We start from the raw sequence: 24,570 nt of genomic DNA on the forward strand, positions 1-24,570 counted from the left end.
AAAGGATCAATATGTAAGTCTGAACATCTTATGTAAGAACCCTTTGACACCGCCGCTCGCTGCGGCAGGAGCCGCGGGAACGTCAGCGTATCGTTTGGCGATTTCCAGAATCGATTTCGACGCGTCCGTACCCGGAAACGCAATTGTAAAAGGCACTTGTTTCTTTACGGCTTTCGTTACGTTCGGATCATCCGGCAATATCCCTAGTACCGGCAGCTCTATATTGAGAAAGCGCTGCGACACGAGGCCGATCTTGTCCGCGGTTGCGCGGCCTTCCTTGGTATCGGTCGCCCGATTCACGATCAGCTTGAACTTGACTTCATGCTTCATCGCCGTGACCATCTTGATCAGCGCGTATGCATCCGTAATGGAGGTCGGCTCCGGCGTCGTCACGACGATCGTTTCCTGGGCAGCGGCAATAAACTTCACCGTTTCCTTGGATAACCCGGCTCCCGTATCGAACAGAATGACATCATACTGACCGTGCAGCCGGTTAATCTGAGCTGCGAAGTAATCCAGCTGAGCGGCCGATAGGTCGAGCAAATCCGTGAACCCGGAACCGCCTGCGATAAAATGAACGCCACCGGGTCCTTCCTGGATAATCTCCCAAATCGTTTTTTCCTGCTTCAATAGATGATAGAGGCTATACGGCGACGAAACGCCCATTAACACGTCGATATTGGCCATTGCGATATCGGCATCAAAGATGAGCGTTTTCATGCCGATGCGCTGCAGCGCGAGCGCGAAGTTCAAGCTGAAATTCGATTTGCCGACTCCGCCTTTACCGCTTGTAACGGTAATAATTCGGGTTGACCGCCCCTCGTTCTGCTGCTCGCGATTGCGGACCATATTGCGAAGGGCTTCCGCCTGATCGTTAATCATTGAGCCTCCCCCAACAATTGTGAGACATAACGCGCCGCCTTGAACGGCGCTATATCATCCGGAACGGTTTGACCATATGCGATATAGGTCGGACGCAATCCGTGTTCCATAGCCAGATTAAGAATAGCGCCGTATGCGTTGGTTTCATCCTGTTTGGTATACAGCACCCGGTTGATGCCGTACTTGGCAAAATTTTCGGCGACCATCGACATATCTTTGAATTTGCCTGTCAAACTGAGCACCAGGAAGGTCTCTGCTTTGCTGCCGGTCTGGAGCAGGCTGTTCACTTCGGACACGAAAAGCTCGTTGCGGAAATTCCGGCCGGCCGTATCCATGAAGATCAGCTCGCGTTCTTCCAGCTGCTTGAAAGCTCTGGCTACCTCGGATGGCGAGAAAACGACCTCCAGCGGCACATTCAAAATCGTAGCGTACGTCCGCAATTGATCGACGGCAGCTATCCGGTACGTATCCGATGTTATGAAGCCGACTTTGCGGCCGGCCTTCAACGTTTGTTCCGCCGCAAGCTTCGCAATGGATGTCGTTTTGCCTACCCCTGTTGGACCGACAAAATGGATCACCTGCGTATCGCTGCTGATGACGCCCGATTCAAATTCCTTCAACCATTCAAGCAGCGTCTGTTCAGCGGTGCTCCAAACGATCATTTGATCGACGGCGACTGGTTGATCCAACAAACCGGCCGCTTCCAGTTTCTGCTCCACCTGCTCGATCAGCCGGTCGGCCCACGTTTGGCAAACCTCTTGTTCTAGCAGCCTGTCATATAGAGCTTGAATTGCTTCAGGTCTTGCTTGAAGCTGCTGCTGCTTCGACATGCGGACAATCCACTGCTTCATGTCGCGGATTTCGGCGAGCAGTTCGTCTTCATTAAAGCGCTGCTTCCCGCTCTCGGGAGCTGGCTGCTGCTTTACCGCTGTTCTAGCTTCGTAAGCTGTCGAAGAGGTTAGGCGCGGCACATCCATTTCCGGCTCTAGCAGCGCGGTAGCGCTCTGTTTTGCGGCCGGCCGCTTCGCGGATTGCCTTTCCGCCATGTGTGAAGATGCCAGGCTGGCAATCGACGCGATCGTTTCGGGAGTAACCGCATGCGCGGCGCGCTTGGCAGCCTGCACCGTTTGCGGTCGTGCCGGCGGTTTGGCAGCCGTGCTGCCACCGGCTTCTACCGCAGCAATGACTTCGGTTTTCTTCTTGCCGAACATGCCAAGAAACCCGCCAATGCGAATCTCTTTCGTATTCAAAATAATGGCGTCTGCGCCTAGTTCATTGCGAATCATCGGCAGGGCTTCGGGCAATGCATTGACCACGTAGCGCTTTACCTTCATAGATTCACCACCCCAATGCTTTGAACTTCAATGCTAGGCTCAAGCTCGCTATATGACAGAACCGGGATATCTTGCATCGTCCGCTCCACGATTTGACGCAAATACATGCGAATCGTCGGCGAAGCCAGCACGATCGGTTGATGGCCGGACTGAATTTGCTTGTTGACCTGCTCGTTCAGCTTCTGATAAATCGTTTGCGTGGAAACCGGGTCAAGCGCGAGATAGCTGCCTTGGTCCGAGCTTTGCACCGACTCAGCTATCTTCTTCTCCAGCATCGGCCCGACCGTAATGACGCGCAGCGTATCGCCGTTGTGGGAGTACTGCTGCGTAATTTGTCTTGAGAGCGCCTGTCGAACATATTCGGTCAGAATATCCGGATCCTTGGTATAAGGCCCATGATCCGCAAGCGACTCGAAAATCGTGACCATGTCGCGAATGGAGATCTTTTCCCGAAGCAGCTTAGCGAGCACCTTCTGAACATCCCCGATATTGAGGATCGAAGGAATGAGCTCATCGACCAATGCAGGATAAGAGTCTTTCACGTTATCAATGAGCGCCTTCGTTTCTTGGCGTCCGATCAATTCATGCGCATGGCGCTTGATCAATTCCGTGAGATGCGTCGCCACAACCGACGGCGGATCTACGACCGTATACCCCATCAATTCCGCGCGCTCCTTGGTTGCTTCGTCGATCCAGATCGCAGGCAAGCCGAAAGCCGGCTCAACGGTTTCGATCCCGATAATCGACTCGTCATCGAAGCCCGGGCTCATCGCCAGGTAGTGATTGAGCAAGAGCTCGCCTCGCGCGACTGTGTTTCCTTTGATTTTGATTATGTATTCGTTCGGTTTAAGCTGAATGTTATCGCGAATGCGGATGACCGGCACCACGAGACCGAGCTCGAGCGCGCATTGCCGCCGAATCATAATAATCCGGTCAAGCAAGTCTCCGCCTTGCTGCGTATCGGCGAGCGGGATCAGACCATAGCCGAATTCGAACTCGATCGGGTCGACCTGCAGCAAACTGATGACGCTTTCTGGGCTTCGGACTTCCTCAATTTCCTGCTCTTCCACGAGCATTTCCTGTGCCTGCTGTTCTTTTGCAAGCGAATTTTGCATGCGGTATGCGCCGAATGTGATAATGGCGGCGAAAGGCAATGTCGCAACCGGGCCGATCGGCGTTCCGATGCCGAGCAGCGCAATCGTTCCGGCTACGATATAGAGCAGCTTCGGATATCGAAACAGCTGTGCCGTTACGTCTTGAGCCAGGTTGCCGTCGGATGCGGCGCGCGTTACGATCAAGCCGGTCGCCGTGGAAATGAGCAAGGCCGGAATCTGGCTGACAAGACCGTCACCGATCGTAAGAACCGAGAAGGTGTGCAGCGAATCGGAAAAACTCATGCCATGGACGGACATGCCGATTACAAATCCGCCGATCAGGTTAATGATTAGAATGATGATGGATGCGATGGCATCCCCTTTAACGAATTTGCTGGCACCGTCCATGGAGCCGTAGAAGTCGGCTTCTCTTTCGATTTTTTGCCGGCGTTCCTTCGCTTGCTGTTCATTGATCAGTCCGGCGTTCAAATCTGCGTCGATACTCATCTGTTTACCTGGCATGGCATCCAAGGTGAATCGGGCGGCTACTTCGGCCACTCGCTCAGATCCTTTCGTGATGACGATAAACTGTACGACGACCAAAATTAAGAAGACGACGAAGCCGATCGCGATTTGGCCGCCGGCCACCCAGTTGCCGAACGTTTCGACGACTTTGCCTGCATGAGCTTCGGCTAAAATATTTCTTGTCGTCGATACGTTGAGCGCCAGACGGAACAAGGTCGTAAGAAGCAAAAGCGCCGGAAATATGGAGAATTGGAGCGCGTCCTGCGTATTCATCGAAATGAGCAGAATCATGAGTGCCGCGGATATGTTGACAATCAGGAGCACATCTAGCAGAGCAGGTGGGATCGGAATGACCATCATAAGCACGATGCCGATGATCCCGATAAGTATGGTCAAGTCTTTAGCCTTCATGACGCCCCACCTCCGTCGTTGTTAGTTGGTTACTTCACATTTTTTTTGAGCTTGTATACATAAGCCAGCACTTCCGCCACAGCCTGAAACAAGTCGGAGGGAACCGTGTCGCCGATTTCCGTCCGATCATACAGCGCTCTGGCAAGCGGCCTGTTTTCCATCATGATGACGCCATGTTCCTTCGCGACATCTTTCATGCGAAGAGCCACGAAATCCATCCCCTTGGCGATCACTTTCGGGGCCTCCATCTTCGCACCGTCATATTGAAGCGCGATAGCAAAGTGAGTCGGGTTTGTGATGACGACGTCCGCCTTCGGCACGTCCTGCATCATACGCTGCAGAGCCATGCGCCGCTGGCGCTCCTTGATCTTGCCTTTGATCAGCGGATCGCCTTCCGCTTTCTTGAATTCATCCTTGATGTCCTGTTTAGACATCCGCAGGCTCTTCTCGTGCTCGTAACGCTTGTACATATAGTCGAGAATAGCCAATACGGCGAGGATGGCGCCGATTTCCAATCCCAGCTTAATCGTCACGCTTGCGATATAGGTGAAGATGTCACCGATCGATACAGACGCGAGCTGCATGATCACATCCAATTCGCGCCATAGGACGGAATAAACGATAAAGCCGATAAGCAGCAGCTTTAAGATGTTCTTAATGAATTCAACTACAGCATGCATCGAGAATATCTGTTTGAAGCCTTTAATCGGATCGAGCTTGCTCAGCTTCATCTTGAGCGGCTCGCCCGTAAACAAGAATCCGATTTGAGCATAGTTGCCGAGTACTGCAATGAGGAACGCAATGGCAAAAATCGGTGCGAGAAGCATAAATCCCTGCATCATTAAATCGGCAAACAATGTAATGACGTTGTCCGCCGTCACTTCCATCAGCAGTTTCTGTTCGAAGAGCGATCCGAACAAGCGCAGCAGACGCGTTTTATAATAGCCGCCCAACATCATAAAGCTGAGAAAAACAAAGAAGAGAATGAGCGCAGCCGGAACTTCCTGGCTCTTGGCCGTCTGGCCCTTCTGACGTGCTTCCTGTCTTTTCTTCGGTGTCGCACGCTCTGTTTTTTCTTGGGAGAACAGCTGAAGATCGAGCGTCCAACGATAGTTACCCATAATGACTGCCCTCCTACCTATGCCGCAGGACCTTGCAAAATATCGAATAGCTTCCGCATGGCAGTGAACATCTGTTCAAACAAGTGCTCATACAGCGCAATGAGACCCGGCATCATCACGGCCAGCATCAGAAAGCCGACGATGATTTTAATCGGAATCCCGATTACGAACACATTGTATTGCGGCGCAGTACGCGCTAGAAAACCTAAACCGACGTCGGTTAAAAACATGGCAACGACTAAAGGCGCGGACATCTGGATCGCGAGCAGAAAGGTCTGCCCCAGCATGCTTGTCAGATAGCTGGACACGCTCCCCGCACTGACGTGGGCAAACAACGGATTGGTCAGCGGTATCCATTCATAGCTTTGCAGCAGCGCGGAAAGCAAATAATGATGGCCATTGATCGACAGGAACAGAAGCGTTGCGATCATGCCTTTGAAGTTTCCCATCAGCGGTGCGGAGGCGCCGGTCATCGGATCGATGATGTTCGCCATCCCGAAGCCCATCTGCATGTCGATCAAACTGCCCGCCGTATTTACGATGGTAAAGAACAGATATGCTGCGAACCCGAGCAGGACACCTGCCAATATCTCGCGAATGACCGCCAACATATATTCGGCATCCGGGACGATCGTCTGCTTCAGGCCATAGGTTAGAAAAACAAGCAGCGAGACAAAAAAGCAGAACCCCAATTTAAACGTATTCGGCACATTTCGAGTCGAAAACACGGGCGCTACGACGAAAAACGCAGTAATTCGACAAAAAATCAGCAAAAAAATAGGGAATCCTTGAAGGAACAACTCCATCGATCCACAGCCTATCCGATGTATTTATACAAGTTATTCAGCAGGTTGTAGGTGAAATCGACCAGCGTATTCAGAATCCACGGCCCAAATAGCAGGATGGAGAGCAGTACGGCCGCCACTTTTGGAACAAAGGCCAGTGTCTGCTCTTGGATTTGCGTAGTAGCTTGAAAAATACTAACAATCAAGCCGACGATAAGTCCAATTACCAGCATTGGCGCACTGGCTTTCAATATGGTATAGACGGCCTGTCCGGCTAAGGCGATGATGAAATCGGAACTCATGCTTGTACTCCTTCCTAGCGGAACCTACGTGTTAAAACTAAGCAAAAGCGACTTGACGACCAGGTACCAGCCGTCTACCAGAACAAATAGCAAAATTTTGAATGGCAGCGAGATCATGACCGGCGGAAGCATCATCATCCCCATCGCCATTAACGTACTGGCCACAACCATATCGATAACGAGGAACGGAATGAAGATCATGAAGCCCATCTGAAATGACGTTCGGAGCTCGCTTAGCGCATAAGCCGGAACCATGACCGTAATCGGTACGTCCTTAATCGATTTCGGCTTCTCCGTCTTCGTATATTTCAAGAATAAAAGCAAATCCTTCTCGCGTGTCTGCTTCATCATAAATGTCTTCATCGGTTCAGCCGCTTTGCTGAGCGCTTCCGTTTGCGTCAGTTCGCCTTTGAGATAAGGCTGTAGTGCGACTTGGTTCACCGTGCCCAGAGTCGGTGCCATGATGAAGAAGGTTAGAAACATGGCAAGGCCGACGAGCACTTGGTTCGGCGGTGTCGTCTGCGTGCCAAGCGAAGTACGAACGAAGCCAAGAACAATGATAATTCGCGTAAAGCTTGTCATAAGCACGAGAATTGCCGGGGCTACGCTTAGAACCGTAATTATGAGAAGCAGCGAAAGGGCGCTCGTCCCTGGAGACTCGCTGCCGCTGTCTCCGATGCTTACGCTGACGTTTGGCAGCGGCTCGGCGAAGGCTTGGGAATGCAGCAGCGTGCCAAGCAATTGTAAGACAGCAGCCGTCAGTACGATTTTTTTATTCATTTGTCCAACAACCGATCATTGTGATTTTGCTCTCTAAGCAGCTCTTCTACTTTTTGCTTCTGATCCGACTGACGCATCATGCCGTTATTAAGCAGCTCCTTGAAGGAAGCCGCAGCTTGCCATGGCTCGCTTGCAGGCTCATCCTCTTTGCCGCTTCTGCGGAACCAGCCGATCAAATCCGCCAAGCTCGGCGAGTTCCAGGAGCGGCCATTCTGCTGTTCAATTGCTTCCAGTACGGCTGCCGCCGTTTCCGGATCGTCAATCTTATCTAGCAGCGTAATGCTCTCTCCTACTCCGACCACGTAAACGCGACCGGACAACTCTACCACTTGCAGCGATTTATTCTGGCCTAACGGAATGCCCCCTAAGGAGCGAAGCGCCCGATTGGTCCCCCATCCGCGGTTGCGGCTGGCCAGCCACCTAATAACGAGAATAATGAGTCCGATGACCAGCATGAGCGCAACGATGACCCAGATGTAATAACCGATGCCCGTACCGATTACGGGTTTTTCCTCGTCGCCGTTTATTTCCGCTGACGCGAGACTTGCTGTCATCAGCCAGCCGGAGACAGCCATTGCAGCAAGTAGGATTCCCTTTGAAACTTTCATTCTACTAACCTATTGTTTTCTTGATCGCTTCAATAACGCGGTCAGCCTGAAATGGTTTTACGATGAAGTCTTTAGCACCGGCTTGAATGGCATCGATAACCATGGCTTGTTGTCCCATCGCGGAGCACATAATGACTTTGGCATTGCCGTCAAGCTTCTTGATTTCCTTGAGCGCGACGATCCCGTCCATCTCTGGCATCGTGATGTCCATCGTAATCAAGTCAGGCTTCAATTCTTTGTACTTTTCGATTGCTTGCGCGCCGTCTTGCGCTTCCCCAACTACTTCGTATCCGTTCTTCGTCAATATATCGCGGATCATCATTCTCATGAATGCTGCGTCGTCTACGATCAAAATGCGATTTGCCATCGTTTCTTCCCCCTAAGGTGTTATTGTAATTTTTGGATACGATCCCATTGGCTGACGATATCTGTAACGCGAACGCCGAAGTTCTCGTCGATAACGACGACTTCGCCTTTGGCTATGAGTTTGTTATTGACCAAGATATCGACCGGCTCCCCGGCCAGCTTGTCCAGCTCAATGATCGAACCCTGCGACAACTCAAGAATTTCCTTAATTTGCTTCTGAGTCCTTCCTAATTCTACTGTGACCTTAAGCGGTATGTCGAGCAGCAAATTCAAATTAGAATCATCCTGCTGCACATAAGGCGCGCCTTGAAAATTAGCGAATTGCACAGGCTGTACATTGATGTTCCGGTTCGGAACACCGCCATACGTTTGGGGCCCGGCAGGCGGTGCTGCATAGTACGGCATAGCCGGCATTGGCGGCTGCATATATGCGGCTGGCTGCTGCGCGTAGGCCTCAGGTGACGGCATATATGCAGTCGGCTGCTGCACGTAGGCCTCAGGTGACGGCATGGATGCAGTCGGCTGCTGCACGTAGGTTTCAGGAGGCGGCATATATGCGGCCGGCGCTTCCGGTATGTAAGCCGGCGGCGTATGTACTGGCACAGGCGCATAGGCTGGCGCAGGCGCATAGGCTGGCGCAGGCGCATAGGCTGGCGCAGGCGCATAGGCTGGCGCCGATGCGGGTGCCTGCATGGCTGCTGGCGTTGGCGCGGGTGCCGGTGTTGGTGCAGGTGCCGGTGCAGGCTCTGAAGCTCCGCCCATAAGCGTGTCTACCATTTCCTTGGCGAATGAAATCGGCAGCAGCTGCATGATGGTCGAATCGATCAGATCGCCGATCGCCAAGCGGAACGATACTTTAATGAAGAGATCGTCCGGAGGCAGCTTCTCCACGCCGGTTCCGCTGTGCATATCCAAGATATCGATGCCTGGCGGCGAGATGTTAACAAAACGGTTGAAAATCGTCGACATCGAGGTGGCGGAGGAGCCCATCATTTGATTCATCGCTTCCTGAACGGCACTGATGTGAATATCGTTCAGCTCCGAACCGAGCAACTTGCCTTCGCCGCCCAGCATCAAATCGGCGATTGTCTGGGCGTCCTTCGTCTTGATGACCAAAGAATTGATCCCTTGAAACCCATCCACATAGCTCACCGACACGGCTACATGCGGCTTCGGAAACTCATCGTCCAGCTCATTGCGACTAATGAGCGAGACTTGAGGCGTCGTGATATCTACTTTTCTGCCCAGCAGCGTCGATAGCGCCGTTGCCGCGCTGCCGAACGTAATATTGCCGATCTCGCCCAACGCATCTTGTTCGATCGCGCTGAGATACTTATTTAACTCTTGCTCCCGTTTAAACGGTGCCGGCATATCGAGCTCATCGGAAGATTGTCGCAGCAAGGCATCGATCTCTTCTTGCGATAAATAGTCTTTACTCGTCATACCCTTCCTCCACTCCTTCAGTGAGGATTTCATCGATTTGAACGGCCATCCGGTCTTTGACCGAACCCGGACTCCCGATAAATTTCAGCTTATCCCCGACTTTTATGTCAAGTCCTTGATCTATTGGCTTTTTGAGCGATATGACATCTCCGATCGACAGCCCTAAAAACTCGCGAATCGAAATGCTGGACTGGCCTAGCTCGCAGACGATCGGCAGCGTGGCTTTGCTGACGCGCTGCTTAAGCACCTCAATTTCTTCCGGCGCTCTCGTCTTCTTCTGTGAAACGAACCAATGATGCACCGAAAGCCTTGGCATGATCGGTTCGATTACGACATGCGGGATACACAGGTTGATCATCCCTGTCGTATCGCCGATCTTCGTGCTAAGCGAGATCAACGCGATCGTCTCGTTCGGGGAAACGATCTGCATGAACTGCGGATTCGTTTCGAGCGCTTCCATGCGAGGCGAAATATCGATGATCGTCTTCCATGCTTCTTGCAGGCTTTCGAAGGCGCGGCTGAAAATCCGTTCCATGATCGTCGTTTCGATCTCCGTGAGCGCGTTGATTTTGGAAGGAGCTACGCCTTGTCCTCCGAGCAGCCGATCCAGCATCGCATAGGCGACGTTCGGGTGAACCTCCAGCACCATTCTGCCTTCGAGCGGATCCGCTTCAAATATATTCAGAATCGTCATCTTCGGAATCGAACGGATAAACTCGTCATAAGGCAGCTGTTCGACATCGACGACGCTGATTTGAACAAATGTACGAAGCTGCGCTGAGAAATAGGTGGTCAAATATCGCGCGAAGTTTTCGTGTATCCGGGTCAAGCTGCGGATATGATCCTTCGAGAAACGGACCGCGCGTTTGAATTCATAAACACGTATTTTCTTCTGCGTTTCTTCCTTTTTTAATTCTTCAGCATCCATTTCACCGGATGATAGGGCAGCGAGCAACGCGTCAATCTCGTTCTGCGACAGAACATCAACCAATTATTTCACCCCCTTCAAAGGAATACATCATAGGTATGTGATGATTACAGCCTCGTAACGATGTAGTCGGTTACTTCGATTTTTACCAGCTTGCCTTCCGGCAGAACCGGATTGATCAGATTAAGCAGCTTCGCGCAGAGCTCGTCTTTTCCCGCAGAGCCGTTAATTTGCTCCGGCTTCATGTCGGAGAGCGTGCGGATGATGATCGGTTTGATTTGAATGTTGCTGATTTTATCGAAATCCTCTTTCGTCGATTTCTCATCTAATTGAAAAGCAAGCCCGAGAACCGCGATATACTCCGGATCCGCAAGGTTTGTTTTTATATCCTTAATTTCGCTGGTCAATTCCACGCGTTCATCCGCATCAAGCATTTCCGCTTGGACGGCTTCCGCATTGCTTGCCGCCTTGCCGGCAGCATCCTTCGGCTCTTCGCTCATCATGGACTTATACAAAATAACGGCTACGATTGCGATCAGCGTAATGGCTAGCAGGATAGTAATGAGCCAGGGCAGCATTTTTTTCATGTCGGCGGTCCCTCCGATTGTTCGCTCTTTATGGTCGCCGCATAGACGCCGATTGAGCGAAGATACGACTGTATGGAGGAAATGACTTCGTTTGCTTTCTCCAACACCAATATTTTCTTTCCGGTAGTCAACGTAATAAGCGTATCCGGCGTTTCTTCGACCAGCTCGATAAGGAGCGCGTTAATATGTAAGGTTTTTCCGTTTAAACGCGTTACGGCAATCATGGGCTTCCTCCTTAACCTGGCGGGGAGGCGGTTAACCCCCCTCGGTTATTTACCTATCGTTTTAAATTAACGACCTCTTGCAAAATCTCGTCGGATGTCGTGATGATCCGCGAATTTGCTTGGAAACCGCGCTGCGCAACGATCATCTCGGTAAACTCCGAAGTCAAATCGACGTTCGACATTTCCAGCTGGCCGGAAATGATTGCGCCTGTTCCGGCTTCCGCATCGCCTGCCGTCGTCATGACCACTTCGCCGTCGAGGTTCGCGTTCGGCGTCATGCGGTACAGGTTGCCGCCGATTTTCTCAAGGCCGTTCGGGTTCGTCACTTTCACGACGCCGAGCTGGAAGCCCGATGGCTGGCTCTCGCCGTCAGCTCCGACTGCGATAATGGAACCGTCCTGCGCGATCGTAAACGATTTGACCTCGGCTGGATCGAGCGTAATCGGTCCGCCATTGGCGTCGAGGACGAACATGCCGTCTCCGTTTACTAGCTGGCCCGCACCATCAAGCGTAAAGTTGCCGGCACGCGTAAGGAATGGAACCTCGCCGCCGTCTGCCGAAGGGGAAACCGCGAAAAACCCGTCTCCGTCGATACGCACGTCTGTCGGATTGTTCGTCGTCATAGCACTGCCTGGCGTGTGAATCGTATCGATGGCTGCAATCGCAACGCCCAGACCGACTTGCTTCGCGTTTACGCCGCCTGTCGTTCCTTCCTCCGGACGCGTCACGCCGGAAACGGTCTGGCTCAAAATATCTTTGAACATGACGCGGCCCGCTTTAAAGCCTACTGTATTTACGTTCGCGATATTGTTGCCGATGACATCAAGCTTCGTTTGAAAACCGCGCATGCCGGATACGCCGGAGTACATTGATCTTAACATTTCGGTTCAACCTCCTAGTGGTGTAAGTCCAGTTTGACTGACTTGCGAATTGTCCATTGTTCGAACCGCTTCCGTCGATCCGCGGTTCTTCGGCTTCCTATCCAGAGGTCCAGCCGATTAAGAAACAATGACTGCACTATCAATTTGGGTAAACACATTGTCTTGCATCGAGCTGCCGTCCATTGCGGTGACGACCGTTCGGCTAGGCACATTAACGATCATCGCGATGTCGCGGTATAGAACCAAGGAATCCTTTGCTCCTTTGGCAGCTGCTTGATCAATCGCGTTTACGATCTTATTAAGGGTTTCGGGCTTCAGCGATATCCCCCGTTGCTCCATCCGCAGCTCAGCATGGCTGCTGAACTTGAGTACGTTCCGGTCCAGCATTTCTTTAAACGTTGCCGCTCCTGGAGCGGCGGTTTCCTGCTGATTAGCCTTGCGAGGCTGAACGCTGCCGGTTAAGCGTAAATGGCCGATTTTCATAATCTCATCCATTTGAAGCTTCACCGCCTTGATCTGCGATCGATACGATGTCGTCCAGCTTGATATCCTTCTCTCCGACTCGGGCGTACTGCACTTTGTCTTTAATGAGGATGGAATCCACTTTGCCGCTCATCGCGATCATATCGCCGGTATCGGCGTACTCATACCACTGCACGTCTTTACCGATCATGCTGGATGCCATGCCGAGATTCTGACGCAGCATCGTTAATTGATCCGACATGTTCACAAGCTGTTCGACGGATGAAAATTGCGCCATCTGCGCGATAAAATCCTTATCCTGAAGCGGCTGCATCGGATCCTGGTTCTGCAGCTGCGTGACTAGAATGCGCAGAAAGTCGTCTTTGCCTAGAGAGGAATCTGCCTTCTTCTCAGCGGCAGCCTGCACGTTGCTGGCACTATAGTAAGGCCATACGTTTCGTGTAGATACACGGTCGTCGGACATGGTTCACGTCACCTCCGTTCTGTAGGTTCATCACTCCCGGCCGACTGAGCCGGCAACGATTATGCGGTCGTATGAATCCCCCTGCCCAAGCCCAAATCACGGTCAACCGACAGCTGAGTCGAAATCTCATCCAAGTCGGAATTGAAATCGATTTCGTTAACCGAGTCGTTGTCAGGGCTGTTTCGTTTAGACGGGCTTTGATCTCTTCCGCCATGACCTTGCCGGTCTTGGAACAGATTCGTCTGAACCTGCGTTTGGGAAACCTCAAGCTTATCTACGTGAAGCCCGTGGGATTGCAGAGCGGACCGCAGGTGTGCCATTTGATTCTCAAGCATGTCTTTCGCCGTCGCCGTATCCGTCAGGAACTGCGCGGTCAGCGTTCCATTATGCATGGTAATGTTGACATTAACCTGTCCTAGATGCTCCGGGTACAAGGTCAGCTGGGCGTTCGAGATTCCGTTACCTGCCGTTACGTGAAACTGCTTAACAACCATGCCTTGGATCGTCGATGCGAATTGCTGAACGGGTACCGGTTCGGCGCCGATTTGCTTGGATGCCGCCAGCTGTTGACGCTGCAGCTCTTGACTGCCTGTGAAAGCCGCCAAGTTTATGCTATTTGGATCCATCGCCAGCTGAAGCGGCGCCCCTTCATGCTCCTGTTCCGGCTTTGCGTATGCTTTTAGCAATCCGACATGGAGGAACTGATGTGACATACGCTGCAGGTGAGTGTTCGATGCAGGTACGGATTGCAGCGAACGGATGGCGGAAACTGCTGCATCCCCTTGTACATCCGCTGTTGCAGTACCGGTCGCCGAAGCAGAATCGGCCTTCGTCCCGCTCAGTAATTGCTCAAGAGCAACCAGCTGCTTGCTAATGATCGCATTCTGTTCTCGGCCGGTTGCGCTTCTTTTCTGCTGCTGCGCGAGCATTCGCAACTCTTGCAGTGCATCCTGCAAGCCCGATTTCAGAGCTTCTAGAACTTCGAAATGGACGGTTGCCGAAGCTTGAGAATCAGATGCTTCAAGCCCGCCGTCAGGAACTTGCGCAGGCTGCAGGACCGGCATTCCGGATAGCATGCTGAGCAAATCGTCCAGCAGAACCAACGCATCGCTTAGTTGGCCTTCCGACGTCGTTTGAGCCAGTTCCTCGGCATCTGTTTCGCTCAGCCTATTAAGCAGCTCCTCGATCGCGGCCAGCAAATCCGCAGAAGAGCTATTTTCGCCTAGCAGCGAAGCTAGCGCACTAACAGGCACGGCAGCGACGACGTTCGTCCCAGCGGCTGTCTGGATGCTTGCCGCCGCAGTTTCCGGACTTGCCAACGTCTGAACCAGTGTTTGATTGAACTCATTGCCGGCCTCAGCCCCTTTGGCAGCAGCACTTGTTCCTTGAGCCGTCGTGCGCGGCGCCGCGTTCGATATCGACATTTGCATGTGGTTCACCTCCTTCCATGAAATGAGATGTTGATTAACTTTCCTCCTTACTTGCCAAGCATCAATTTCGAAACCAGCTGCGCCGTAATATCTTTGTTCGCCGCGGACATTTCCGAGAGAATCTTAGATCGTGCGGCATCATCGACTGCGTTTAGAATCCGGAGCACTTTGCTCGGGCTGACATCCGCCATCTTCAGCAGCAGTTCGGCTGAACGCTGCGGATCCATCGTGGAGAACGTTGAATTCAGCTGCTCCTTGCTAAGCACGCTTTCAGGCTGTGATGCGGCAGATTCCTGCTTCTTGATTCTTGCTTGCAGCGCGGCAATTTGACGATCCTTTGCCGTCTTCACGTCCTTCAGCCTTATCGTCACTTCCGCCGCCCGCTTCGGCGACATTTTCTCCAGTACAAGCACGCGAGCGTCCGGCTTCATCGCATCTAGCACGAGAACCGCTTCGTCGATTTCCATGCTTTCGAGAATCGGCGCGGCTTTGCTTGGCGTAATTTTGCCGTACATCATGGCCAGCTCATTGATCTTGCCTTGGTACTCCGCATCCTCAAGCGCTTTTTCGGCACCATCTTGCTTGAGCTGCTCAACCTGAGCTTGAAGATCCTTCACTTGCTGCGCCAGTTTCGTTTTCTCGTCCGCCGCTTTGCTCAGCTGCGCCTCTTTCGTCGTCAGCTGTGCGCGCAGCTCGCTGATCTTCGCCGCCGTATTCTCGGCTTTGATTTTGTTCTCGTCCACGAGATTCTCGTCCGTCACCGGATCCGGCAGCACGTTGCTTACAAACGGAATCGTATTCCCGATCTCCAGCGCTTTGTTTCGCAAATCGAAATTAAACAGCGTCACCAGTACGCCTAGCAGAATCATCGTGAACAGAATCGGCGTTACAAAGAACATGAACCGTTCAAACCCGCTGTAACCTTGCTTTTCCATCTCTATATCTGCCAAAATAGGTTCCCTCCCTCGGGCATTCGCTCCCGATTCGCCAAAACTTCTTAAGGAGCCGCATACATGAACCGGGCCGTTGCCAGCTCATCCAGCTCATTCTGTTCCTTTACCGTCATGTCGGCACGAAAGCGCTGCATCGCGTTTTCCTTCGATTTCTGCCAAACCTTCTCGTCCCTCATCCGGTCGGACAAGACCGCCCGTTTTTCTTCCACCGCTGTCTCCGCCTTGCTCACATCGATCTGCTTGCGCTTAATAGAAACATTCAGATAATCGATGTACTCCTGCATGACCATCAGGTCGGTAAGCGCTACGGCTTGATTGGAAACCTGCTGCAGGCGCTTGCTCCAGGAAGAGCGCTCTTCAAGAAGCGTTTGCAGCGATTTCTCTTCATTCTGAAGCTTGCCGACGACAACGGACAGCTGCCACTCCGCTTGCGATTTCGCGCTAGTTTTTAAATCGACGATTTTTTGATAGGCGTATTGAAATCGTGCCATCTAACCGGATCATCTCCCATGAAAGGTATGGAAATCGCGGATAAGCCGCTCCTTTGATTCCTCGTAGCCATTCTTCTCGTTCGTTTTTTGACGGGTGAAGGACCATATATGATCGATCGATTCGATAGCTTGATCAATTTTTTCGTTGGAACCCCTTTGGTACGCCCCAATATTAATCAGATCTTCCGAATCTTTATAAATGGAAAGCAATCGTTTCAATTCATTGGCCGCATCCTGCTGCTCCTCGGGTACAATTTCCTTCATGACCCGGCTAATGGAAGCCAGCACGTCGATCGCGGGAAAATGACCTTTGTGCGCCAATTGACGGCTTAACACGATATGACCGTCCAAAATACCGCGAACAGCGTCGGCAATCGGTTCGTTCATATCGTCGCCATCCACGAGGACCGTGTAAAACGCGGTAATCGAGCCTCGCTCGCCTGTTCCGGCTCGTTCTAGCAGCTTAGGCAGGTTAGCGAAAACCGAAGGCGTGTAGCCTCGCGTAGCAGGCGGCTCACCGATGGCTAGTCCGACTTCCCGCAGCGCCATCGCGTAACGGGTGACGGAATCCATCATGAGCATGACATTAAGGCCGCGGTCACGGAAGCATTCCGCGATCGTAGTCGCAATCAGCGCGCCTTTGATACGAATTAATGCGGGTTGATCCGACGTTGCAACGATGACGACGGAGCGCGCAAGTCCTTCGGGACCGAGATCTTTCTCGATAAATTCCAGCACTTCGCGGCCGCGTTCGCCGATCAGCGCGATGACATTCACGTCAGCGGACGTGTTCCGTGCAACCATACCGAGCAGCGTACTCTTCCCTACGCCTGAGCCTGCAAATATACCGACGCGCTGGCCTTGACCGACTGTCAACAGTCCATCAATCGCGCGAACGCCGGTGCTAAGCGGGTGCTTCACTCTCGGACGGCTAAGAGGATTGCTAGGCAGATTATGCGTCGAATGGTGCGGCATGCGGCTTGGGATGAATGAACCGTCCAGTGGCTGACCGAGACCATCCAGCACTTTGCCGAGCAGCTCTGATCCGACTTGGACAGTTAGCGGTTTGCCGGTACCTACGACATCGCAGCCGGGTCCGATCGATTGCAATTCGCCGAGCGGCATCAAGATGACTTTGTTGTCGCGGAAACCGACAACTTCAGCTTTCAGAGGCTTGCTCGATTTAACGGGATAGATCAGGCAAACGTCGCCGATGCTCGCATCCGGCCCTTCGGATTCGACGGTTAGCCCAATGACTTGGGTTACCTTGCCATTAACGCGAACCGGATCAAGCGGCCGCAAATGCTCTATGTAACGTTCAGCGTTCAATCTATCAATTGTCATAATCGGTAGATCCTCGCTCATCCGCTTGGAGCGCAAGCTGGATAAGTTCGCGTTTGATTTCGGCGAGCTGCGTATCAATTCTCGCATCGATGCTGCCGAAGGACGAACGAATGACGCAGCCGAACTCCCTCACCGATACATCCGGTACGATTTGAAGCTCCGCTTGCGAATCGATTACAAGAGACAGTTCCTCCCGCGCAGCCTGCACGAACGTCAGCTGCTGAGGGGAGACGCACAAGGTGATGACGCCCTGCTCCCGCCGACGCTCCAGCGACTTGCGGATCAAATCGAGCGACCATTCAGGATCGATCGTCAGCTGTTTATGAATGATTTTCTCGGCAATTGCCGTACTAAGCGCAACTACGAACGGCTCGGCTTCTTGAATGATCTGTTCTTTCGTCTCATAGGCGGAATCGAGAATTGCGCGAGCTTCGGTCAGCATGACTTCCCACTTGGCATGAACGTCGGCTTCCGCCCGCGTTTTGCCTTCCCGGTAGCCTTTCTGAAAGCTCTCTTGATGGATCTGCTCCATCAGCTCGGCATCCTGCAGACGGCGCTCCAGCCACCATTGGTCGATTTGAGCGTTCGCGTCCGCAAACATCCTTTCCATTTGCTCGCCGGTCTCCTGGATGCGCTGGTTGGCAAAATGCTCGGCATCCTCCAAAATTTGATCGCGCAGCGTCAAGGTCTCTTCACTAGGCCCTGCGGGCTCAGCTTGCGGAATCGGTGTTTGAACATATTTGTTATACCATTCAAGCCGCTTTAAATCTTCTACCGAAATGACATTCGAAGATTTATATAAGCTAGACAATGATATCATCCCCTCCGCCGCGGGCGATGATGATCTCGCCGGACTCTTCGAGTCTGCGGATCGTTGCTACGATGCGCGTTTGAGCTTCCTCAACGTCACGCAGCCGGACAGGACCCATATATTCCATTTCTTCTTTGAAGGTCTCGGACATCCGCTTGGACATGTTGCGGAATATCGCTTCCCGGACCTCTTCGCTCGCAACCTTAAGTGCAAGCTGCAAATCGGCATTCTCGATATCGCGGATGATGCGCTGGATAGAGCGATTGTCGATGTTGACGATGTCCTCGAAGACGAACATTCTTTTCTTGATTTCTTCCGCAAGTTCGGGATCCTGAATCTCGAGCGCGTCCAAAATGGTACGTTCCGTACCCCGGTCGACGCCATTCAATATATGTACGATTGATTCAATTCCGCCCGCGCTTGTGTAATCTTGAGTAACGGTAGCGGAAAGCTTCTGTTCGAGAATGCGTTCCACCTGCGAGATAACCTCCGGGGAAGTGCTGTCCATCAGCGCTACGCGGCGAGCGACTTCGGCTTGCTTCTCTTGCGGCAAAGACGAAAGAATTTGCGAGGCTTGTTCGGCTTGCAAATAGGAAAGGACCAAAGCGATCGTTTGCGAATTCTCGTTTTGAATGAAATTGAGAATTTGGCTGGCTTCAGCCTTACGCGCAAAATCAAATGGCCGAACCTGCAACGTAGCCGTCAAACGGTTAATCACTTCCATCGCTTTGCTTTCGCCCAGCGCTTTCTCGAGAATTTCGCGAGCATAAGTGATGCCGCCTTGCGAAATATATTCTTGAGCGACGCAAATTTGATGGAAATCGTTTAAAATATTTTCTTTCTCGATGCTGTCAACCTTACGCACATTCGCGATCTCAAGCGTTAATTGCTCGATTTCATCTTCTCTCAAATGCTTAAAGATTTGAGCCGAAACTTCCGGGCCTAACGAGATCAACAAAATTGCCGCTTTTTGGCGGCCGCTGAAACCATTTTGTACCCTTGCCACCTTAGCCACTCCTATTCGTCAACCAGCCAAGTCCGGAGCAAATTAACAAATTCCTCTGGTTTGCGCTTGGCAAGTGTTTCAAGCTGTTTGCGAACTTGACTTTCGTTTTGAACATTCTCTAGATCGATTGTCGGGTATTCGGCTTTTCCGGGCGCTGCCGCCATTTCTTCGACCAGCGCAGCTTGCTTGCGGCGTCTGACAACGACGTAGCCCAAACCGCCGATAAGGGCGAGCGCGGCAAGTCCGATTGCGGTAAGCCATCCCGTGGACAAGAATGCGGGGGAAGCAGCGCTGTCGTTCTCAACAAACGTTTGAGCCATAATTGAAACCTTCTTGACCATTAGAGCGTCATCATTAACATCCTGACCGGACTCGACGAGCTGCGAGCGAACGAGGTTTGTCAGGAAATTCGTCATGTCCGTTCTTGCTTCATCGTTCAGCTTGCTCTTCTCGACGCCGATGCTGATGGACAAATCCTTGATGGCATACGGTCCGGATTCGATTTGATTGTGAATTTTATCATACTCGTAATTCGTCGTCCGGCTGTTCTCTTCCGAGGTGCCGCCTGCTCCCTGATCGGCCGTGTAGCCAGGAACATCCGTTTCGCCCGTTCCTGCAACTCCGCCTGCGGCGCCTGCGCCTGTCGACGTTTTGTTATCGATTGTTTCACTGACGACAATGCCGTTGTTATTGTTATTTTCCAGGGGTCTAACGAGGTTCTGGTCGGAAATTTTCTTCTCGAAATTAAGCGCGCTCGACACGTTAACCACCAGGTTCTCCATGCCGACCATCGGTGCCAGAAAGCTTTGAACCTTCTGTTTCAAGTCGTTCTCGTACTTGCGTTGCAACTGATAGTGCGTTTCGATCAAGTCGCCGCCGGTGGCTGCACCGTCAACGCCGTCAGAGGCAAGCAGCTCGCCTTCCGGACTAGAGACCGTAATATTCTCGGCCTTGATATTCGGAACCGCAGTTTTCACGAGGTTAAAATATCCGTCTACTTCCTTCTGCGTCGGTCGATAGCCCGGACGGAACGTAATCATGATCGAAGCGGAGGATTGCTCTTTCTCTTCCTCGGACATGAACGGCGATTCATTCGGAATGGTCACAAGCACATTCGACTTCTGTACGCCTTGCATGCCGTTGAGCAGTTGTTGGATTTCGCCGTTCAGCGCTTCCCGGTATTTCACGTCGAACTCGCGATCTGTTGAGCCGAACACCGACTCGTTTTCGCTGAACGCTTCAAATCCGATGGATCCGTTACGGACAAGCCCCTGAGAGCCTGCTTCGATTTTGACTCTTGAGGCATCCGCCGCCGGTACAAGAATACTTTGGCCGCCGTTCTCAAGCTTATAAGGAATGTTGCTCGCATTCAGATATTCCATTACCGCTGCGGCATCCGTATTATCCAAATCGCGGAACGCAACATCATATTCCACTCTCGAAAAAATCATGGTCAGCATCACGATGGATAGGATGAGTATGCCGACTGAAGCCCCGAGCCAAATCTTCTGTTTCTTCTCCATTACGTTCCAATATTGAGCTATCTTCGCTCGATACTGGGCAAATTTCTCGTTCACGATTCCACCTCACCGTAGTCCTCTAATGATGTCGAACTTAGATTTGCATCCGCATAATCTCTTGGTAAGCCTCTATCACTTTGTTGCGGACTTGTGAGGTAAGCTGCAATCCGAGCTCCGCTTGCTGCGAAGCAACCATGACCTGCGATAGATCCACATTGCCTAGTAAGTATTGATCCGTTAGCTTATGTACGTTCTTTTCTTGCTCGCCTACGCCATCCAGCGCTTTCTTCAGGAAGTCTCCGAATGATTGCGTCATTTCCGACGGCGTCGTTTCATTCGATGCGATTCCGGAATCAAACAATTTAACCGATTGCGATTGCAGCTTATGTAAGGTCATGGGGTTAATCAATGGTATCCCTCCGCTTTATCTCTGTTTACTTGCCGATTTCCAGCGCCTTCATGAACATCCCCTTTGTTGCATTCAACGCCGTTACGTTTGCTTCATACGAGCGGGAAGCCGAAATCATATCGACCATTTCCTTGAGCACGTCCACGTTCGGCATCTTTACATAGCCGTTCTCATCGGCATCGGGATGACTCGGGTTATAAACCAGCTTCGACGGCGTCTGATCCTCGATAATCCGCGACGCTTTCACGCCGGGCGAAGAGCCTTTGCCGTCCAGTTTTCCGCTTAAGATATTCGCAAACGATTGAGAAGTAGGCTCGAGCACGACCATCTTGCGTTTGTAAGGTTCATAACGCCCGTTCACAAATTGCGCCCTCGTCGTCTCGGCGTTCGCGATATTCGAGGAAATGACGTCCATCCGCAGCCGTTGAGCGGTCAATGCGGAAGCACTGGCATCAAATCCGTTTGTTAACCTCACGTTTAAGCTCTCCCTTCAATGCCAAGCCGCATCATTTTGACTTCATGGTTCATTTGCTGAACGTAGAAGTTGTAGTTCAGTTGATTCTTCGCAAGAAGAGACATTTCTCGGTCTATGTCGACATTGTTGATATCGTTGTTCATGACCGATGATTCATCCGTTATCACCTTCGCGCCGGGGACCGAAGTCGTTCCGCCGATCGGAATATGTCTGGCATTCGTTCTTCTTCCCATGACTTGGGATTGATTACCGCCCATGCTCTGCTCCAGCAGCTGCTCGAAAACAATCTCGGAGCGTTTGAATTTCGGCGTATCTACATTGGCTATATTGTTGGAAATGACGCGCTGGCGCATCTCCGCTGCATGCATAGCGCCCTGTAACCTGCTGAATTCCGGGCTATTCAACACGTTCACTGAAAACCCTCCACTTTCCACATTGTGTATGTACCAATTCAACAGCTTCTCTCACATTCCTCTTTTATTCGACAAAGATTTAAAGAATCTTTGTAATTATGAAAGAGTTGTGTCGAACAATTCTATAAACTAATCTTCCTCATTTTTCTAATTTGAGACAATAAGAAAAAAGCCCTATCTTTGTCGAAAATAGGACTTGAAACAGGGATATTTGTACTGGTTTTTGAATGTTTTTGTAATGCTATTGTGGACTTGTTAATTTTTATTCTTTTTCAGCTCCTGTAGAAGCTGGGTATTTAGTATCCTAATATAGGTACCTTTCATCCCGAGCGAACGCGTCTCAATGACCCCGGCGCTCTCCAATTTACGAAGCGCATTCACAATAACCGATCTTGTAATGCCGACCCGGTCGGCGATTTTGGAGGCAACGAGAAGACCTTCTTTCCCATCTAGCTCCTCGAAAATATGCTCGACCGCTTCGAGCTCGCTGAACGAAAGCGACCCTACCGCGACAGCCACGACGGTACGGCTTCTGGCCTCCTGTTCGATTTCCTCCGCGCGTTCCCGCAGGATTTCCATCCCGACGATCGTACTGCCGTATTCCGCAAGGATAAGTTCGTCATCCCCAAATGGCTCGGAATTGCGAAGAAGCACGAGCGTGCCGATTCGATCACGGCCGCCTACGATCGGCACAACTGTCATTTTGCGTTGACCGGACATCATCGGGAACGATTCTACGACGCCTTCGTCCGTTTCGACGTTCGTCACGGTTTCTTGCAAATTCATGAAGCGTTCGTTGCTCTCGGGCGAGAACCGCAGATCCGCTGCCGGCAGCGCTCGCAGCTGTTCATGCTGGAACGGCCCGACCGCCGCGCAGCCTAGCACCTTCCCTTTGCGGCTCACGACGAATACGTCCGCCTGGATCGTTGAACAGAGCACCTCCGCCATCTCTTTAAAGTTGAGCGCTCCGCCGGCCGCACGTTGCAGCAGCCGGTTGAGCGTTCTTGTTTTTGCCAATAAAATCATTGCTTATGCCTCCTACTTTCCTTGCCGGTCCTTTACAGTATATATTGACTTAAATCGCGATTTTTCGCAATGCCGCCTAATTTTTCTCTTACATACTCCGGCGTGATGATCAATTCGTCCAGCGACAGCTCCGGCGCCTCGAAGGACAAATCCTCCAGCAGCTTCTCCAAAATCGTATGAAGACGGCGCGCGCCGATATTTTCCGTATTTTTATTAACTTCGGCGGCGATGGAGGCCAGCTCGCGGATCGCATCATCGGAGAACGTAATGGTGATGCCCTCCGTTTCCAGCAGCGCCGTATATTGCGTTGTCAATGCATTTTTAGGCTCGGTTAATATTTTCACGAAATCCTCGAGAGTTAAAGAAGTCAACTCTACCCGAATCGGGAACCGCCCCTGAAGCTCCGGAATCAAATCGGACGGTTTAGCCATATGAAATGCTCCTGCGGCAATAAACAGCACATAGTCCGTTTTGACCGGTCCGTACTTCGTCATAACGGTGGAGCCTTCGACAATCGGCAAAATATCCCGCTGCACGCCTTCCCGAGACACATCCGGTCCCGAGCCTCTGGAAGAGCTTGCGATTTTGTCAATCTCGTCAATGAAAATAATGCCGGACTGCTCTGCGCGGCTGACGGATTCCGAGATGACGTCATCCATATCGATCAGCTTATTCGCCTCTTCCTGCGTAAGCGCCTTGCGCGCCTCCTTCACAGGCAGCTTCCGTTTCTTCGCGCGCTTCGGCATGAGCTGCCCGAAGAGCTCCTGCATATTGGCACCCATGCCCATATTGTCGTTGCCGCCCTGTCCTGCGATCATATCGAGCATGTTCGGGGTGTTATCCTCAACCTCGATCTCGATGATCTCGCTCTCAAGCTTGCCGGCGGCAAGCTGCTCCTTCACTTGTTTGCGGCGCTCCAGAACCGAAGCGCTCTCTTCCGGCTCCGCTTCCGGTTCTTTCGTTCCGGAATTGTTGCCAAACAGCATTTCCAACGGGTTTTTCGGCGATTTCGGCTTTGCAGACGATGGTACGAGCAGTGCGACGATGCGTTCGTTCGCCTGTTTCTCCGCCTTATCCTTCACCTTTTCCGTCCGTTCCTGCTTCACCATGCGGATTGCCGTTTCCACCAGATCGCGCACCATCGATTCCACATCGCGTCCGACATAGCCTACCTCGGTAAATTTCGTTGCCTCTACCTTAACGAAAGGCGCATTGACCAGCTTAGCGAGCCGTCTGGCAATTTCGGTTTTACCTACGCCTGTAGGTCCGATCATCAAAATATTTTTCGGCACGATTTCGTCCCTTATCGCCTCATCGAGGCGGCTTCTCCGGTATCTATTGCGCAGCGCAACCGCAACCGAACGTTTAGCTTGCTTTTGCCCGACGATATATTTATCAAGCTCTGTCACAATTTGCCTCGGTGTCATCGCTTCATTCGCCATCTCTGATCCCTCCAAATAAGTCCGGTTATGATC

General features: G+C 51.9%; 28 protein-coding genes. All 28 read right to left on the bottom strand.

Annotation, left to right across the window (positions count from 1 at the left end):
• Positions 1–6: 6 nt before the first annotated feature.
• The gene (locus tag DL346_RS12615) at positions 7–879 is read right to left on the bottom strand and encodes a MinD/ParA family protein (RefSeq protein WP_112883093.1); all 873 of its coding nucleotides are present in this window, start codon (positions 877–879) and stop codon (positions 7–9) included.
• A complete protein-coding gene (flhF, locus tag DL346_RS12620; RefSeq protein WP_112882465.1) occupies positions 879–2,216 on the bottom strand; it encodes a flagellar biosynthesis GTPase FlhF in 1,338 nt (445 codons plus the stop codon). Before flhF ends, DL346_RS12615 begins: the two co-directional genes overlap by 1 nt.
• Positions 2,213–4,246, bottom strand: a complete 2,034-nt coding sequence (gene flhA / locus DL346_RS12625; protein ID WP_112882466.1) for a flagellar biosynthesis protein FlhA — start codon at positions 4,244–4,246, stop codon at positions 2,213–2,215. The genes flhF and flhA overlap by 4 nt, the downstream gene beginning before the upstream one ends.
• Before the next feature lie 29 nt (positions 4,247–4,275).
• Positions 4,276–5,367 (bottom strand): flagellar biosynthesis protein FlhB, encoded by a 1,092-nt coding sequence (flhB, locus tag DL346_RS12630; protein WP_112882467.1) that lies wholly within the window; start codon positions 5,365–5,367, stop codon positions 4,276–4,278.
• 17 nt (positions 5,368–5,384) lie between these two features.
• Entirely contained in the window at positions 5,385–6,173 is a 789-nt protein-coding gene (fliR, locus tag DL346_RS12635) for a flagellar biosynthetic protein FliR (protein ID WP_112882468.1), read from the bottom strand.
• Positions 6,174–6,184: 11 nt separating this feature from the next.
• Positions 6,185–6,454: a flagellar biosynthesis protein FliQ gene (fliQ, locus tag DL346_RS12640; protein ID WP_112882469.1), complete on the bottom strand. Its 270-nt coding sequence runs from the start codon at positions 6,452–6,454 to the stop codon at positions 6,185–6,187.
• 24 nt (positions 6,455–6,478) lie between these two features.
• Positions 6,479–7,234, bottom strand: coding sequence for a flagellar type III secretion system pore protein FliP (fliP, locus tag DL346_RS12645; protein WP_112882470.1), 756 nt, complete (start codon positions 7,232–7,234; stop codon positions 6,479–6,481).
• Complete coding sequence (locus DL346_RS12650) at positions 7,231–7,842, bottom strand: flagellar biosynthetic protein FliO (RefSeq protein ID WP_112882471.1); 612 nt, start codon at positions 7,840–7,842, stop codon at positions 7,231–7,233. The genes fliP and DL346_RS12650 overlap by 4 nt, the downstream gene beginning before the upstream one ends.
• A 4-nt stretch (positions 7,843–7,846) precedes the next feature.
• On the bottom strand, positions 7,847–8,209 hold the full coding sequence (locus DL346_RS12655; protein ID WP_112882472.1) for a response regulator: 363 nt from the start codon (positions 8,207–8,209) through the stop codon (positions 7,847–7,849).
• Positions 8,210–8,229: 20 nt separating this feature from the next.
• Positions 8,230–9,651 (bottom strand): flagellar motor switch phosphatase FliY, encoded by a 1,422-nt coding sequence (fliY, locus tag DL346_RS12660; protein ID WP_112882473.1) that lies wholly within the window; start codon positions 9,649–9,651, stop codon positions 8,230–8,232.
• Entirely contained in the window at positions 9,641–10,642 is a 1,002-nt protein-coding gene (fliM, locus tag DL346_RS12665; RefSeq protein ID WP_112882474.1) for a flagellar motor switch protein FliM, read from the bottom strand. Before fliM ends, fliY begins: the two co-directional genes overlap by 11 nt.
• Before the next feature lie 44 nt (positions 10,643–10,686).
• Positions 10,687–11,166, bottom strand: coding sequence for a flagellar basal body-associated FliL family protein (locus DL346_RS12670; protein WP_112882475.1), 480 nt, complete (start codon positions 11,164–11,166; stop codon positions 10,687–10,689).
• A complete protein-coding gene (locus DL346_RS12675; RefSeq protein ID WP_112882476.1) occupies positions 11,163–11,390 on the bottom strand; it encodes a flagellar FlbD family protein in 228 nt (75 codons plus the stop codon). Before DL346_RS12675 ends, DL346_RS12670 begins: the two co-directional genes overlap by 4 nt.
• A gap of 53 nt (positions 11,391–11,443) precedes the next feature.
• Positions 11,444–12,271 (bottom strand): flagellar basal body rod protein FlgG, encoded by an 828-nt coding sequence (gene flgG / locus DL346_RS12680; RefSeq protein WP_112882477.1) that lies wholly within the window; start codon positions 12,269–12,271, stop codon positions 11,444–11,446.
• 117 nt (positions 12,272–12,388) lie between these two features.
• Positions 12,389–12,766, bottom strand: a complete 378-nt coding sequence (locus tag DL346_RS12685; RefSeq protein ID WP_112882478.1) for a TIGR02530 family flagellar biosynthesis protein — start codon at positions 12,764–12,766, stop codon at positions 12,389–12,391.
• Complete coding sequence (locus DL346_RS12690) at positions 12,759–13,217, bottom strand: flagellar hook capping FlgD N-terminal domain-containing protein (RefSeq protein WP_112882479.1); 459 nt, start codon at positions 13,215–13,217, stop codon at positions 12,759–12,761. The genes DL346_RS12685 and DL346_RS12690 overlap by 8 nt, the downstream gene beginning before the upstream one ends.
• Before the next feature lie 59 nt (positions 13,218–13,276).
• Entirely contained in the window at positions 13,277–14,647 is a 1,371-nt protein-coding gene (locus DL346_RS12695) for a flagellar hook-length control protein FliK (protein ID WP_112882480.1), read from the bottom strand.
• 47 nt (positions 14,648–14,694) lie between these two features.
• The gene (locus tag DL346_RS12700; RefSeq protein WP_112882481.1) at positions 14,695–15,597 is read right to left on the bottom strand and encodes a MotE family protein; all 903 of its coding nucleotides are present in this window, start codon (positions 15,595–15,597) and stop codon (positions 14,695–14,697) included.
• A gap of 47 nt (positions 15,598–15,644) precedes the next feature.
• Entirely contained in the window at positions 15,645–16,091 is a 447-nt protein-coding gene (gene fliJ / locus DL346_RS12705; RefSeq protein WP_112882482.1) for a flagellar export protein FliJ, read from the bottom strand.
• A 9-nt stretch (positions 16,092–16,100) separates the two neighbouring features.
• On the bottom strand, positions 16,101–17,435 hold the full coding sequence (gene fliI, locus DL346_RS12710) for a flagellar protein export ATPase FliI (RefSeq protein ID WP_206098513.1): 1,335 nt from the start codon (positions 17,433–17,435) through the stop codon (positions 16,101–16,103).
• Positions 17,425–18,246 (bottom strand): FliH/SctL family protein, encoded by an 822-nt coding sequence (locus tag DL346_RS12715; protein WP_112882483.1) that lies wholly within the window; start codon positions 18,244–18,246, stop codon positions 17,425–17,427. The genes fliI and DL346_RS12715 overlap by 11 nt, the downstream gene beginning before the upstream one ends.
• On the bottom strand, positions 18,239–19,252 hold the full coding sequence (fliG, locus tag DL346_RS12720; protein ID WP_112882484.1) for a flagellar motor switch protein FliG: 1,014 nt from the start codon (positions 19,250–19,252) through the stop codon (positions 18,239–18,241). Before fliG ends, DL346_RS12715 begins: the two co-directional genes overlap by 8 nt.
• Positions 19,253–19,263: 11 nt before the next feature.
• On the bottom strand, positions 19,264–20,829 hold the full coding sequence (gene fliF / locus DL346_RS12725; protein WP_112882485.1) for a flagellar basal-body MS-ring/collar protein FliF: 1,566 nt from the start codon (positions 20,827–20,829) through the stop codon (positions 19,264–19,266).
• Between the two features lie 37 nt (positions 20,830–20,866).
• Positions 20,867–21,169, bottom strand: a complete 303-nt coding sequence (fliE, locus tag DL346_RS12730) for a flagellar hook-basal body complex protein FliE (RefSeq protein ID WP_112883095.1) — start codon at positions 21,167–21,169, stop codon at positions 20,867–20,869.
• A gap of 37 nt (positions 21,170–21,206) precedes the next feature.
• Positions 21,207–21,656 carry a flagellar basal body rod protein FlgC gene (flgC, locus tag DL346_RS12735; protein ID WP_112882486.1) on the bottom strand — a complete coding sequence of 150 codons (450 nt, stop codon included), beginning with the start codon at positions 21,654–21,656 and terminating at the stop codon, positions 21,207–21,209.
• A gap of 2 nt (positions 21,657–21,658) precedes the next feature.
• A complete protein-coding gene (gene flgB / locus DL346_RS12740; RefSeq protein WP_112882487.1) occupies positions 21,659–22,069 on the bottom strand; it encodes a flagellar basal body rod protein FlgB in 411 nt (136 codons plus the stop codon).
• A 255-nt stretch (positions 22,070–22,324) separates the two neighbouring features.
• Positions 22,325–23,095: a GTP-sensing pleiotropic transcriptional regulator CodY gene (codY, locus tag DL346_RS12745; RefSeq protein WP_112882488.1), complete on the bottom strand. Its 771-nt coding sequence runs from the start codon at positions 23,093–23,095 to the stop codon at positions 22,325–22,327.
• 32 nt (positions 23,096–23,127) lie between these two features.
• Positions 23,128–24,537 carry an ATP-dependent protease ATPase subunit HslU gene (hslU, locus tag DL346_RS12750; RefSeq protein WP_112882489.1) on the bottom strand — a complete coding sequence of 470 codons (1,410 nt, stop codon included), beginning with the start codon at positions 24,535–24,537 and terminating at the stop codon, positions 23,128–23,130.
• Positions 24,538–24,570: the final 33 nt, after the last annotated feature.

The organism is Paenibacillus montanisoli (genome assembly GCF_003268025.1).
Lineage (GTDB): Bacteria > Bacillota > Bacilli > Paenibacillales > Paenibacillaceae > Paenibacillus_Z > Paenibacillus_Z montanisoli.